At 75.7% G+C, this 13,954-nt stretch carries 11 protein-coding genes; 7 read left to right on the top strand and 4 right to left on the bottom strand.

Going from position 1 to position 13,954, the window contains the following annotated elements; genetic code table 11:
- Positions 1-100: 100 nt before the first annotated feature.
- Complete coding sequence (locus tag LPA54_RS10150) at positions 101-757, top strand: response regulator transcription factor (protein ID WP_228976028.1); 657 nt, start codon at positions 101-103, stop codon at positions 755-757.
- A 71-nt stretch (positions 758-828) separates the two neighbouring features.
- Positions 829-2,082: a cell wall metabolism sensor histidine kinase WalK gene (locus LPA54_RS10145; protein WP_228976025.1), complete on the top strand. Its 1,254-nt coding sequence runs from the start codon at positions 829-831 to the stop codon at positions 2,080-2,082.
- Here the strand turns inward: LPA54_RS10145 and LPA54_RS10140 are convergent.
- Positions 2,049-3,650 (bottom strand): VWA domain-containing protein, encoded by a 1,602-nt coding sequence (locus tag LPA54_RS10140; RefSeq protein WP_228976024.1) that lies wholly within the window; start codon positions 3,648-3,650, stop codon positions 2,049-2,051. The genes LPA54_RS10145 and LPA54_RS10140 overlap by 34 nt on opposite strands.
- A 270-nt stretch (positions 3,651-3,920) precedes the next feature.
- Between LPA54_RS10140 and LPA54_RS10135 the strand changes: the two genes are divergently transcribed.
- The gene (locus tag LPA54_RS10135) at positions 3,921-5,990 is read left to right on the top strand and encodes a PhoX family phosphatase (protein WP_228976022.1); all 2,070 of its coding nucleotides are present in this window, start codon (positions 3,921-3,923) and stop codon (positions 5,988-5,990) included.
- 139 nt (positions 5,991-6,129) lie between these two features.
- Here LPA54_RS10135 and LPA54_RS10130 read toward each other — a convergent pair whose 3' ends face one another.
- The 3 genes from LPA54_RS10130 to LPA54_RS10120 all read right to left on the bottom strand — a co-directional run bounded on the left by LPA54_RS10130 (position 6,130) and on the right by LPA54_RS10120 (position 9,919).
- A complete protein-coding gene (locus LPA54_RS10130; protein ID WP_228976019.1) occupies positions 6,130-7,221 on the bottom strand; it encodes a hypothetical protein in 1,092 nt (363 codons plus the stop codon).
- 44 nt (positions 7,222-7,265) lie between these two features.
- The gene (locus LPA54_RS10125) at positions 7,266-8,747 is read right to left on the bottom strand and encodes an APC family permease (protein WP_228976017.1); all 1,482 of its coding nucleotides are present in this window, start codon (positions 8,745-8,747) and stop codon (positions 7,266-7,268) included.
- 128 nt (positions 8,748-8,875) lie between these two features.
- Positions 8,876-9,919 carry an endonuclease/exonuclease/phosphatase family protein gene (locus LPA54_RS10120; protein WP_228976015.1) on the bottom strand — a complete coding sequence of 348 codons (1,044 nt, stop codon included), beginning with the start codon at positions 9,917-9,919 and terminating at the stop codon, positions 8,876-8,878.
- A gap of 20 nt (positions 9,920-9,939) precedes the next feature.
- Here LPA54_RS10120 and LPA54_RS10115 point away from each other — a divergent pair, with 20 nt between their 5' ends.
- The 4 genes from LPA54_RS10115 (at position 9,940) to LPA54_RS10100 (ending at position 13,927) form a co-directional block, all read left to right on the top strand.
- Positions 9,940-10,350 (top strand): hypothetical protein, encoded by a 411-nt coding sequence (locus tag LPA54_RS10115; protein WP_228976013.1) that lies wholly within the window; start codon positions 9,940-9,942, stop codon positions 10,348-10,350.
- Positions 10,351-10,637: 287 nt separating this feature from the next.
- Entirely contained in the window at positions 10,638-11,756 is a 1,119-nt protein-coding gene (locus LPA54_RS10110; protein WP_228976011.1) for an ATP-binding cassette domain-containing protein, read from the top strand.
- The gene (locus LPA54_RS10105; protein WP_228976010.1) at positions 11,753-12,619 is read left to right on the top strand and encodes an ABC transporter permease; all 867 of its coding nucleotides are present in this window, start codon (positions 11,753-11,755) and stop codon (positions 12,617-12,619) included. Before LPA54_RS10110 ends, LPA54_RS10105 begins: the two co-directional genes overlap by 4 nt.
- A gap of 336 nt (positions 12,620-12,955) precedes the next feature.
- On the top strand, positions 12,956-13,927 hold the full coding sequence (locus LPA54_RS10100; protein ID WP_228976008.1) for a helix-turn-helix transcriptional regulator: 972 nt from the start codon (positions 12,956-12,958) through the stop codon (positions 13,925-13,927).
- The last annotated feature ends 27 nt before the right edge of the window (positions 13,928-13,954 follow it).

The raw sequence follows: 13,954 nt of genomic DNA, 5'->3' as shown, positions 1-13,954 counted from the left end.
GACCGGTGGACAGACCGGTGGACAGGCCGGTGGACGGGGCCGGCGCGGAGGCCGGTGGGCAGGGCCCGCGGGGCCGGGTCCGGGACGGGGGGAGGGCGCGGTGCGCGTACTGGTGGCGGAGGACGAGCGGGTCCTCGCGGAGCTCGTCGCCACGGGGCTGCGGCGGGCCGGGTTCGCCGTCGACACCGTCCACGCCGGCGACGCCGCCCTGGACCACCTGGACCTGTACGACTACGACGTCGTCGTCCTCGACCGCGACCTGCCGCACGTCCACGGCGACGAGGTCGCCCGGCGGCTCGTCGCGGGCGGCGCCCGCACCCGCATCCTCATGCTCACCGCGGCGGCCGACCCCGAGGACCGGGTGGCCGGCCTCGACCTGGGCGCCGACGACTACCTGGGCAAGCCGTTCGACTTCCCCGAGCTGGTGTCCCGCGTACGGGCCCTGCGGCGGCGCACCGCCCGCCCGCCGGTGCCGCCGGTGCTGGTCCGCCACGGCGTGCGGATGGACACCGTCCGCAGGACCGCCGAGCGCGACGGACGGGACCTGGGCCTGTCACCGAAGGAGTTCACCGTCCTCCAGGTCCTGCTGGAGGCGCAGGGCGCGACCGTCTCCGCCGAGGAGCTGCTGGAACGCGCCTGGGACGCCCACACCGACCCCTTCACCGGGGCGGTGCGGGTGTGCATGAGCAAGCTGCGGGGGAAGCTCGGCGCGCCCCCGCTGATCAGGACCGTGCAGGGAGTGGGGTACGCGCTGTGAGCGGGACGGCGAGGGGGACGGGGCCGGGATCCAAGCCGGGATCCAAGCCGGGATCGAAGCCGGGGCCGGCGATGGAGTCGGGGCCGGGGCCGGGGCCGGGGTCGGGGCCGGGGGCGCCGGGCGCGGCCGGGGGCGCCGCCGGCCGGTCGGCCTCCGGGGCGGGCATCGGCAGCGGGTCCACGATCCGCACCCGCATCGCCCTCGTCTACGGGGCGGTGTTCCTCGTGCTGGGCGCCGCCCTCCTCACCGTCGTCAACCTCCTCGCGCGCGCCGGGACGCGCGGCGAGGCGGAGGAGATCGCGGCACGCGTCGTGGCGCTCCCGCCGGACGCGCCGCCGGAGCTGCGCCCGCACTTCGCGTACGCCGACGTCACCGACGAGCTGACCCGGGCGGCGTCCGAGCAGGTGCTGGTCTGGTCCTGTTTCGCGCTGCTCCTCATGACGGTGTGCGCCGTGTTCGTCGGCTGGTGGACGGCCGGGCGGGTGCTGCGGCCCGTCCACGTGATGACCGCCCGCGCGCGGCGGCTTTCGGCGCGCACCCTCGGCGACCGGATCGCGGTGCGCGGCCCGGACGACGAGCTGAAGGAGCTGGGCGACACCATCGACGCGCTGCTCGCCCGGCTGGAGAAGGCGTTCGACAGCCAGCGCCGGTTCATCGCCAACGCCTCGCACGAACTGCGCACCCCGCTGGCGACGCAGCGCACCGCCATCCAGGTCGGCCTGGACGAGGACGAACCGCTGGCCGGGGAGCAACTGGCCGCCCTCAAGCGGATCCTCCTCGACGGCAACCGGCGCAGCGAACGGCTCATCGACGGGCTGCTGCTCCTGGCACGCGGCGAACGCGGCCTCGACCGGCGGGAGGATGTCGACCTGGCGGGGGTCGTCGCGGAGGAGTGCGCCCGGCACGGCGTCCCCGTCGACGCGGCCGCCGTCGCCCGCGCCGGGACGGTGCGCGGCAACCGGCCGCTCCTCGGCCGGCTCGTGGGGAACCTGCTCGCCAACGCGGTCGCGTACAACGTGCCCGGGGGCGGTGTCGGCGTCCGCGCCGAGCACGGCGTGCTGACGGTCGCGAACACCGGGCCCGTCGTACCGGCGTGGGAGGTCCCGCACCTGTTCGAGCCGTTCCGGCGCGGGAGCGGCCGCGACCGGACGGGCGACGGGGCGGGGCTCGGCCTGTCCATCGTGCGGTCCGTCGCGGAGGCGCACGGCGGCACGGTACGCGCCGAGCCCGGCGGGCCGGGCGGGGGCCTGGTCGTCACCGTGGACCTGGCCCCCGCCCTGGCGGAGCCGCGTCAGACCGACCAGGCGGCCAGGGCCTCGCGGTAGAAGCGGGCGTGCGGGACCTCGCGGGGGTCGGGCCCCGCGTGGAAGAACGCGGCGTTGTCGACGTCGAGCTTACGCAGGTAGTCGAACGCCTTGCCGTCCTCGTCGCCGAACGCCACGAACTGCCAGAACACCGGCCGCCCGGTGGCCGCCGCGTCGGCGAGCGCCTGCGTCGCGGCGGTCTTCGACTCGGGGGCGCCGTCGGTCTGGAACAGCACCAGCGCGGGCCGGTCGCCGCCGGACCGCGCGTGGTGGTCGACGACCTCCTTGATGGCCCGGTCGTAGTTGGTGCGGCCCATGCGGCCGAGCGCGCCGTGCAGCTCCTCGACGCGGCCCTCGACGGCGTCCAGGCCGATCTCGCCGGTGCCGTCGACCTCGGTGGAGAAGAACACCACCGGCACGGTCGCCGCCTCGTCGAGGTGCGCGGCGAGCGCGAGCGCCTGCTCGGCGAGGCGCTGGGCGCTGCCGTCCTTGTAGTACGGGCGCATCGACCCGGACCGGTCGAGCACCAGGTACACGGTCGCCCGCGCCCCGGCGAGGCCCCGCTTGCGCAGCACGGCTCCGGCGGCCTTGTACGCCTCGACGACCCCTTCCGGCGCCCGCGCCTTCACACGTGCGAGCGACACGGCGGGCTTCCCGCCGTCCCCGCCCCCCTGCGGAGCGCCTTCACCACCGGGCACGCCACCCTGCCGGGCGTCGGCGTCCCGTACGGCGGTGTCGTCGGCGGCCTCTTCGGCGGCGGGGGCGTCGTTCTTCGGGGCGTCCTTGCCGCCGGTGGGTGCGCTGCTCCGGGTGTCGGTGTCCTGTACGGCGGTGTCGTCGGCGGTCTCTTCGGCGGCGGGGGCGTCGTTCTTCGGGGCGTCCTTGCCGCCGGTGGGTGCGCTGCTCCGGGTGTCGGTGTCCTGTACGGCGGTGTCGTCGGCGGCCTCTTCGGCGGCGGGCGCGCCGCCCTTCGGGGCGTCCTTGCCGCCGGCGGGGGCGTCGCCCGGTGCGTCGGCTTGCGGCGCGGAACCCTCCTGGCCTGCGTCGGCTGCGTCGGCTGCGGCCGGGCTCTGGGTGGCCTCTTCGGCGGCGGGGGCGTCGTTCTTCGGGGCGTCCTCGCCGCCGGTGGGTGCGCTGCTCCGGGCGTCGGTGTCCCGTACGGCGGTGTCCTCGGCGGCCTCCTCGGCGGCGGGCGCGCCGCCCTTCGGGGCGTCCTCGCCGTCTTCCGGTGCGCCGCCCTGCCGGGCGTCGGCTTCCTGCGCGGCGGCCTCCTCCGCGACCTCCGCGGCGTCGGCCCGCCCGCCGTCCGCGGACTCCGCACGGGCCGCCGGCACCGTGGCCTGCCGGGGTGCCGGGGTGTCGAAGGACGCCGCGACGAGCGCCGCGGCGGTCTGCTCCGGGGAGGGCGCGTCCTCCGCGCGCTCCGCGGGGGACGGCGCCGCCGGGGACGGCACGGTCGCCATCGCCGCCGGCTCGTCCTGGGGCACCGTGCGTTCCGCCTGGGGCGGGACGGAGGGAGTGGTCGTCGACTCGTCACGCTCCGCGCGGTCGCGTCCGAACACCTTGCGCAGCAAGCTCCGAATGCCCATGGGCCATGGCCTTTCGCATATTGGGTGCCGTATATGTCCGTACTGCTGGGGTTCCATAGGAATCATCCCTGGCCAGGGCGGACACGTAAGGTTAGCCGCCCGGAGTGGCGCGGAACGGAGTCCTCCCCGGCCGTCAACCCCGCCCCTGACGCCCCGCATTCATCGCCCGTTCATTCCGACGCCTCCGCCCTGCACGGGGGCGTGTCTAACGTCGCGGCGAACGACATCCCGACAGCACGTCGGCGCGGTGCGCGCCGAAGGAGGAACACCGTGCGCAAGCTGCTGCCGTTGCTCACCACCACCCCGCACGCCGGCGGGCGGTCCGCCCTGACCTGCCGCTACCGCTGCGGTGACGCCTGCTTCCACGAGGTGCCGAACACCAGCGACAACGAGTACGCCGGCGACGTCATGGCCCGGGCCCTCTCGCGCCGTTCGATGATGCGCGCCGCCGCGACGGTGACCGTGGCGACCGCCGCGGGCGGCGCCGTGCTCGGCGCGGGCGCCCCCCAGGCGCACGCCGCGCCCGGCACGGCGCCCGCCGCCGCGCCCGGTTCCGCGGCCGCCGGCAGGGCGCTCGGCGCGCGCGGCCTGCGCTTCGCGCCCGTCGCGCCCAACACGGCCGACAAGGTGACCGTCCCCAACGGGTACACGCACGAGGTCGTCATCCGCTGGGGAGAACCGATCCTGCGCGGCGCGCCGGCCTTCGACCCGGAGCGGCAGACCGCGCGGGCGCAGGCCGGCCAGTTCGGGTACAACAACGACTTCCTGTCGCTGCTGCCGCTGCGCGGCGAGCCGGGCCGCCAGGTGCTCGTCGCGAACCACGAGTACACCGACGAGGTGCTGATGTTCCGCGGGTACGACCCGCAGAACCCGACGCGCGAGCAGGTCGAGATCGCCTGGGCGGCGCACGGCCTGTCCGTCGTCGTCGTGCAGGAGGAGCACCGCAACGGCCGGCTCACCCCGGTCCGGCGGCACCCGCTCAACCGCCGCCTCACCGCCACCAGCGTCTTCGAGCTGACGGGCCCCGCCGCCGGCAGCCCGCTGCTGCGCACCTCCGCCGACCCGACGGGCCGCAGGGTGCTGGGCACCCTCAACAACTGCGCGGGCGGCACCACCCCGTGGGGCACGACCCTGCACGGCGAGGAGAACTTCAACCAGTACTTCGCCAACGCCTCCTCCGCCACCGACAAGCGGTACGGCCTCGGCTCCGGCGCCACCGAGCGCAAGTGGGAGCGGTTCGACAAGCGCTTCGACGCCCGGCAGGAGCCGAACGAGTCGCACCGCTTCGGCTGGGTCGTCGAACTCGACCCGTACGACCCGGACTCCACGCCGCGCAAGCGGACCGCGCTCGGCCGCTTCAAGCACGAGGCCGCCCAGCCGCGCCTGACCGCCGACGGCCGGCCGGTCGTCTACATGGGCGACGACGAGCGGTTCGACTACTTCTACAAGTTCGTCTCGTCGAAGCGGATGATGAAGGGCGGCTCCCGCCGGGCCCGCGAGCACAACCTCACCCTCCTCGACGAGGGCACCCTCTACGTCGCCAAGCTGACCGGCGACAGCCCGCAGGACGTCGACGGCACCGGCAGGCTCCCGAACGACGGCGAGTTCGACGGCAGCGGCCAGTGGATCCCCCTCGCCACCGGGAACGTCTCGCACGTGCCGGGCATGACCGCCGAGGAGGTGTACGTCTTCACCCGCCTCGCCGGCGACAAGGTCGGCGCGACGAAGATGGACCGCCCCGAGGACGTCGAGCCGTCCCCGCGCACCGGCCGCGTCTACGTGGCCCTCACCAACAACTCCAACCGCGGCAAGCCCGGCCAGCCCGGCGCGGACGAGGCGAACCCGCGCAATCTCAACAAGCACGGCCAGATCCTGGAACTCGCCGAGCACTGGGACGACCCGGCCTCCGACGGCTTCGCGTGGCGCCTGTTCCTCGTCGCGGGCGACCCGGACGACCCCGCCACGTACTTCGCGGGCTACCCCAAGGACCGGGTGTCGCCGATCTCCTGCCCGGACAACGTCGCCTTCGACCCGCACGGCAACCTGTGGATCTCCACCGACGGCAACGCCCTCGGCTCCCACGACGGCCTGTTCGGCGTCGCCACCCACGGCGACCGGCGCGGCGAGCTGAAGCAGTTCCTGACCGTGCCGACCGGCGCCGAGACGTGCGGCCCGATCATCCAGAACCGCCGCGTGCTCGTCGCGGTCCAGCACCCGGGCGAGGTCGACGGCGCGAGCGTCGAGAAGCCCGCCTCCACCTGGCCCGACGGGCCGGGCCGGATCGTCCGCCCTTCGGTCGTCGTGGTGTACCGCGAGGACGGCCGCCCCATCGGCGTCTGACCCCCGCCGCTCCCGCGCCCGGCCCACCGGGGCGCCGCGCCCGCGACCCCCGGCCGCGGGCGCGGGAGCGGCGGGGCCGGGCCCCGGGCCGGGCGCCCGGCACCCGCCCGCATGCGGGCCGGGCGCCGGCCCCGGGGCGTCACGGGGTGGCGCGGACCTGTGCGCGCCACCTCGTGAACTGCTCCGCCGGGTCGCCCGTGTACGACCACGGGACCCGCGAAGCCCGCGACCCCAGCAGCCGGAACAGCTCGTCGGCCACCTCCAGGCGGCCCGCGTGACAGGCGGCGTGGGTGAGGTAGTTGAGGAGTTCCACCTCCTCGGGGCGGACCGGGCCCGGCGCCCGGTCGCCGATCCACCGCTCCCAGGTGCGGCGCACCTCGGTCACCGCCAGCTCGTGCTTCCAGTGCTGGTCGAAGCCGCGCACCGAGCCCGGCCGGCGGCCCCGCCCCAGCTCCCCGTCGACGACGTACCGGTACTCCTCGACGCGGGCGATCTGCACCAGCACCGGCAGCGGGCAGCCGGGCGGCGCCGCGCCCGCCGCGTCCCGCGCGAAGTCGTACATCGAGCCGTGCGTGCCGTGCCACCGGGCCGACCAGTAGCGCAGCAGCTGCACATGGCCCTCGGTGTTGTGCGGGTCGCGCCGGCGCAGCTCGTCCCACCAGCGGCGCAGCTCCGCCCGGCCGACACCGCCCTCGTACAGCCGGGCCACCGTCAGCAGCGACACCCACGGCATCGGGTCGACGGGGCGGGCGTCCGCCGCGGCCAGGCAGGCGTGGACGGCCGCGTCCACCCGCGCCCGGTCCACCGGGGTGCCGCGCCCCGCCGCGATGGCCGCGTCGAAGACCCGCACCACCCCGGTCGCGGCCCGCAGGACCGCCGCGTCCGGGTTGTCCGGCTCGGCCGCCCACCACCCCTCGACCGCCGACGTGCCGGCCGCGGCGTGGGCGAGGAGGCGGACGCGGTGGGTGCGCAGCGGCCAGTCGTCACCGGTCTCCCGCAGCAGGTCGCGCAGGCCCTGCCAGCGGCCGATGACGAGGTCGTGCCGCACCTCGCCGAGGGCGGCGTCGCCGAAGTACGGGTCGAGGTCGGGGACGAACCGCCCGTCGCGCGCGGCGCGCGCCGCGCGGCCGAGCAACCCGCCCCGTCTCCCGGTGCGTCCGTGCCGGGCGTGCCCGCCGCGGACGGTCCTGTCCGGGCGCTCCCCTCCGGTGGCGCGGTGGCGTGCGGCCATGCCTTCTCCCCCCGGTCGCGTGGTCCTCGCGTGTTCGGTCGTGGTCAGAAGTCGGTCGCCAACGGCTCGTCGGCGTCCGGCCGGTGCTGCCGCGGCACGTCCGGGTACCGTCCTTCCTCCCCGGCGAGCGTCCGTACCGCGTCCAGCTTCGCCGGACGGTAGTACGAACTGCCCCGCCGCCAGTACCAGGTCATCGGAATGAGACCTGCCGCGAGACCGCCGAGCCCGATCACGACGGACGCCCCGGACAGCTCCGCCAGCGACTCGAAGAAGATCCACAGCATGAACGCCGAGCCCAGCAGCGGCCACACCCCGCCCAGCAGGAACTCCCGCACCGACGACAGCAGCAGCCTGCGGTACGCGACGACGGCGGCGAGGCCGGCCAGGCCGTAGTAGAACGCGATCTGCAACCCCATCGCGCTGACGGCGCCGGAGAGGATGTCGCCGACCGAGCCGAGCGCGTTCGCCGCGACGAACAGCGCCAGCGCGACGGCCCCGACGACGGCGATCGCCACCCACGGCGTGTTCCAGCGGCGGTGCACCGTGCCGAACGCGGCCGGCACGGTACGGTCCCGGCCCATCGCGAACAGCGTCCGCGAGACCTGGATCAGCGTCGTCTCCAGCGTCGCCACCGTCGACAGGATCACCGCCACGACGAGCAGCTTCCCGCCGACGCCGGGCCAGATCGCGTCCCCGAGCAGGGAGATCGTGTCGGCGCCGCCGCCCGCGCCGATCTCCTCCGCGGTCAGGACCACGTTCACGGCGATGGTGAACGCCTCGAAGAGCAGGAACACCACCCCGACCCCGACGAGCGCGGCGAACCCGGCCGTCCGCCGGCTGTCGCGGGTCTCCTCGCTGAGGTTGCTGGTGACGTCCCAGCCCCAGTACGAGAAGGCGGCGATCAGCGCGCCCGCCGCGAAGCCGGACACCCCCTCGAAGTGACCGAAACCGAACCACGACCAGTCGAACGCGGCGGCCGCGCCCCCGCGCACCACCGCCCCCAGGACGAACAGCAGCAGGATCAGCAGCTCGACCCCGGTGATGGCCATCTGGGCCCGTACGGTCAGCCGGGCCCCGCCGAGGACGACCAGCAGCATCACCAGGAACCAGCCGGCGCCCACGGCCGTCGCCAGCCAGGTGTCGTCGGCCAGCGCCGGGTCGACCAGCGACAGCGTCAGCGCGCCGGCGGGCAGCGAACCCGCCACCATGAACAGCGTCGTGGAGACCACCAGCGCCCAGCCGCACAGGAAGCCGAGGAAGGGGTGGAGCGCCCGCCCGACCCACGAGTACGCGGCGCCCGCGTTCACGTCGAGCCGGCCGAGCCGCCCGAAGGCCAGCACGATGCCCAGCATGGGCAGCGCGCAGTACAGCAGGGCGGCGGGCGCGGCGAACCCGACGGCGGCGACGAGCACGGCGGTCGTGGCGGCCAGCGAGTAGGCGGGGGCACTGCCCGCCACCGCCATGACGACGGTGTCGAACGTGCCGAGCACATTGGGTCGAAGCCCTCTGCCGGAAGTGTTGCGCATGCCGAACGTCCTTGACTGGCAGGGGATATGGCGCAGGGACAGCCGCATCGTAGACCCCCGCCTGGAACCCGCGGCTCCACCCCGTTCCCCGGGCCGCGGTAGTGCCGTGGCGCGCGGGCACGCGCGGCTCATCCGCCGCGGTGCAGCACGGCGTCCACCACCAGGGCCCGGTGGTCGCTCCCCGGCAGGTCCAGGAAGCGGGCGTCGCGCACCGAGAAGTCGCCGCTGACCAGCACGTGGTCGATCTGCGTCCAGGCCGGCACGGGCAGGTCCGCCGGCCACGACGGCGTACGCGCCCGGCCCGCGAGCCGGGCCGCGTCGTGCAGCCCGCCCGCCCGCAGGACGGCCCGGAACGCCGCGTGGTCCTGCGCCGCGTTGAAGTCGCCCGCCACGACGGCGGGCGCCCCCCGCCGCGCCGCCGCGTCGTCCCGCAGCAGCCCCAGCTCCCGCCGCCACCGGCCGACCAGGCCCGGCACGGGCGGCAGCGGGTGCGCGAGCCGGAGCCGTACCGCCGTCCCGCCGATCCGGGCGGTCGCCCCCGGCATCTCCAGGGCCGTACCCGGCAGGGCGACCGGCGCCGCCAGCGGGAACGCGCTGAGCACCACCGACCCGGCGGCATCCTCCCGGGCCGCCCCCGCCCGGTGCGGCAGCCGGCCGCCCAGCGCGGCGGCGAGCGCGTCCGCGCAGGCCGGGTCGCACTCCTGGACGAAGAGCAGATCGGGCCGCTCCCGCCGGGCCGCGTCGACGAGGGCGGGCACCGCGCCGCCGTACTCGACGTTCGCCGTCAGCACCCGCACCACCGCGGCGGCCGGCCCGCGCGCGCCGGTCGCGGCGGGCCCGTAGGGCAGCGCCGACCACACCGAGGCGGCGACGGCCGCCACCGCCCACGCCACCAGGACCGGCCGGGCGCGGCCCCGCGCCGCGGGGGCGAGCAGCAGGGCGGCGAACGCCGGGGCGGCCAGCCACGGCAGCAGCGACAGCAGCTGCGGCACGGGTGTGACGGCGTCGGCGTCCAGCAGCCGGGCGGCGCAGGCCGCGGTGGGCGCGACGAGCAGCGCCGCGGCGATCCGGCCGGGCCACCGACGCCCTGATCCACTTGCCGGTTCCCCCGCCGGGGTGTGCCCTGGGAAACGGGTCCACCGGCCCGCCCGCCGCAGGACCCGTCGGGACACCCGTCGGAAGGAGCCCGGCCATGGGCGCACACGCGGCACCCGCACGCCACCGCCGTTCACGGACCCGCCCCCCGGGCGGTGCGGCGGACCGCCACCCCCTGCGCCGGGCCCTGCCCGCCGCCCTCGCCGTCGTCTACGGCCTGTACGCGGGCTTCCTCCACCGCGGCGACGGCCCGACCGACTGGGGCGACGTGCTGTTCGCGCTCGCCGCCGCGGTGGTGTTCGGCGCGCTGTGCCTCGGCCTCGCCCGCGTGCAGCGCAGACTGCCCCGGGAAGCGCGCGGCCTGGCGTACGGGGCGCTGGGCGGCACCGCCATCGGCTTCCTGTACAGCGTCTCGGGCGGCTCGCTCCTCGCGAGCGCCGTCCTGGGCCTGATCGTCGGCGCGGCGTTCTTCTGCGCGGCGTTCTACGTCTTCTACACCCATGAGTGACCCCGTGACCCCGCGGATCGGCCGCGCACCCGTCCGCGCGGACGCCTCCGGTCACGGTAACGCAGCCCGCCGTTCCGGCCACGGCCGGTGACGGCCGGTCGGGGGCGGGTGGCGAGGCCCGCCCGTACGCCCGTACCGCGCCGGATGGCGCCGCGCGGGTGACGGCCGGAGACTGGGGGAGGACCGCCCGAGCCGCCGACCCGGCGCCGGGCAGCGCGCCCCCGCGCCGCCGCGCCGCCGCACCCCTCGGAGGACCGCCGTGAGGACCCCGCCGTGAGGACACCGCCATGACCCCGCAGCCCGCCGACACCGGCCGCGGCACGAACCAGGGCCACGGCACGGACCACGGCACCGGCACGGACCACGGCACCGGCACGGACCACGGCACGGGCCACGGCACCGGCACGGGGACCGGGGCCGGGGCCGGCCACGGCGCGGAGGCCTCCGGCCTCGCGGTCGAGACGCACGGCCTGGTCAAGGCGTTCGGCTCCACCCGCGCCGTTGACGGCGTCGACCTGCGCGTGTCCGCCGGCACGGTCTACGGGGTGCTCGGACCGAACGGCGCCGGCAAGACGACCGTCGTGAAGGTCCTCGCCACCCTGCTGCGCCCCGACGGCGGCGAGGCCCGCGTCTTCGGCCGGGACGTGGTCCGCGACGCCGACGCCGTCCGCGGCCGGGTCAGCCTCACCGGCCAGTACGCCTCCGTCGACGAGGACCTGACCGGCACGGAGAACCTCGTGCTCCTCGGCCGGCTCCTCGGCCACGGCCGGGCCGCCGCCCGCGAGCGGTCCGCGCAGCTGCTGGAGGCGTTCGGCCTCGCGGACGCGGCCGCACGGCAGGTGAAGCACTACTCGGGCGGGATGCGGCGCCGCATCGACATCGCCGCCTCCATCCTCAACACCCCCGACCTGCTCTTCCTCGACGAGCCGACGACCGGCCTCGACCCCCGCTCCCGCAACCAGGTGTGGGACATCGTGCGGGCCGTCGTCGCCCAGGGGACCACCGTGCTGCTCACCACCCAGTACCTGGACGAGGTCGACCAGTTGGCCTCCCGCATCGCGGTCATCGACCGGGGCCGGGTCATCGCGGAGGGCACCAAGGGCGAGCTGAAGGCGTCCGTCGGCGCCGGCTCCGTCCACGTGCGGCTGCGGGACGCCGAGCAGCGCGACGAGGCGGTACGGGTCCTGGGGGCGGCGCTCGGCACGAGCGTGCAACTCGACCCGGACCCGGTGGCGCTGACCGCGACGGTCGACGGCGGGCGCAGCGAGCTGGGCGCGGCCGAGCAGGCGGCGCGGGCGCTCGCCGAACTGGCGCGGGCGGGCGTCACCGTGGACGACTTCGCGCTGGGCCAGCCGAGCCTGGACGAGGTGTTCCTGGCGCTGACGGGCAAGGAGGGGTCGACATGAGCACGACCACGTCGCAGAAGCGGCGGACCGGCGGCGCGTCGTCCGCCGCACCGCGCCCCGCCGACCTGGCCGCCCTGCTGGTCACCGGCGCGGACCGGCGGCCGCCGCGCCCGTCCGCCCTGTCGGCGTCCCTCACCTTCGGCTGGCGGGCGATGCTGAAGATCAAGCACGTGCCCGAGCAGCTCTTCGACGTGACGGCCTTCCCGATCATGATGGTGCTGATGTACACGTACCTCTTCGGCGGCGCGCTCGCCGGGTCGGTCGCGCAGTACGTCCAGTTCCTGCTGCCCGGCATCCTGACGATGAGCGTCGTGATGATCACTATGTACACGGGCATCGCCGTCAACACCGACATCGACAAGGGCGTCTTCGACCGCTTCCGCACCCTGCCCATCTGGCGCCCCGCCCCGATGGTCGGCTACCTCCTGGGCGACGTGGTCCGCTACCTGATCGCCTCGGCCGTCATGCTCTCCGTCGGGCTGGTCATCGGCTACCGGCCCCACGGCGGACCGGCCGGGGTCCTCGCGGGCGTGGCGCTGCTCATGGTCTTCTCGTTCGCGTTCTCGTGGATCTGGACGATGTTCGGGCTGCTGCTGCGCAGCGAGAAGTCCGTGATGGGCGTCAGCATGATGGTGATCTTCCCGCTGACGTTCCTCAGCAACGTCTTCGTCGACCCGCGCACCATGCCGGGCTGGCTCCAGGCGTTCGTGAACAACAACCCCGTGACCCACCTGGCCTCCTCGGTACGGGAGCTCATGGCGGGCGCCCGGCCCCTGGCGGACATCGCCTGGACCCTGGGCTGGTCGGCGGTGCTCGTGACGGTCTTCGGCGCGGTGACGATGCGGCTGTACAACCGCAAGTAGGAGGCGGGGCGGGGATCGGCCCGGCACGGCCGCCGAACCTTCCCGGACGCGGGTCATCCGTCGCCGCCCCGACTGCGGCACCTGGGACACCGGCAGGGCGGCCACACGCCGGTGGCCAGTGGGGCGAGGACCTCGTCGCTCGTGATGCTGCGCACCGGTCCCCACGACCGGCCGCCGTCCCGTGAGACGCGCAGGGACAGCAGGCGGGTCGGTGGCTGCGGGGCACGGTACTGCTCGTTCGCCATGGGACGAGCCTCCGGGATACCGCCGCTCACCCGGGAGTTGACCGTCGTTGACCTACAGTGGATGTCAACGGTCAACGCCGCGAGGTTCACGATGCGTGATGAGTTCGCCGACGTGGCGCGCAGAGCCCTGCGCGACAAGGGCTTCTCCCTCAGGGCCGCCGCTCGCGCGGCCAACTACGACCCCGCCTACCTCTCCCGAGTGCTCAACGGGCGGCAGCGTCCGTCCGCCGCGCTGGCGCGCGCCCTGGACGGCCTGTTGGAGGCGGACGGCGCCTTGGCGGGCATCCTGCCGGACGACGACGGCCAGGCACGCTTGTCTCGCGCGGCCACGCACCCGTCACGACTGGACCCGGGCGCCGTGGAGGCGCTGGCCGGCGTGCTGGCCGCCTACCGGCGGCTGGACGACACGGTGACACCCCGAACCGTCATCCCGGCGACGCTCGCCCAGGCGCGGGAGGTCGTCCGGCTGCTGAAGGGCGCCAGGGGACCGCACCGCGACCGGCTGGCGGAGGTCGCCTCCGAGTTCGTCCAGTTCGGCGGCTGGCTCCTGGCCCAGAACCGGCAGGACCAGGAGGCGGCACGGCTCCTCGGCCAGGCGGTGGAGCTGGCCGACGAGACCGGCAACGGCACGCTGGCCGCACAGGCGCTCAACTTCCGGGGCTACCTGGCCCGGCGACAGGGGCGGCCCCGTGGCGTGGCCCGCTGGTACTCGGCCGCCGCCTTCACGCCGGGCGCACACCCCGCCCAGCGCCTCGGGGACATGCTCCAGGCGGCGGCGGGCCTGGCCGAACTGGGCGAGACGGACGACGCCCTGCGCATGGTCGAGAACGCGGAGCGGCTGACCGACGAGGCGGCCGCCCTTCCTCCCCCGGACACGGCGTACTGGCTCACGCCGGAGTTCAACCGCCTCAACATGGGCCTGGCCAGCCTCGGGCTCGGCAGGTACGGCGACGCCGTGGACCACATCACCGCCGGTCTGGCGGGGCTCCCGCCGGAACTCAGGGACGCCCCCTGGACCTGGGAGCACCGGGACGCTCTGCGCAGGGCCACGGAAGCCCGCTGAACCCGGCGGCCCGCCCACACCCCCCCC

Source organism: Streptomyces sp. DH12 (assembly GCF_020873895.1).
Lineage (GTDB): Bacteria > Actinomycetota > Actinomycetes > Streptomycetales > Streptomycetaceae > Streptomyces.
This window is presented reverse-complemented; position numbering and strand designations above follow the sequence as displayed.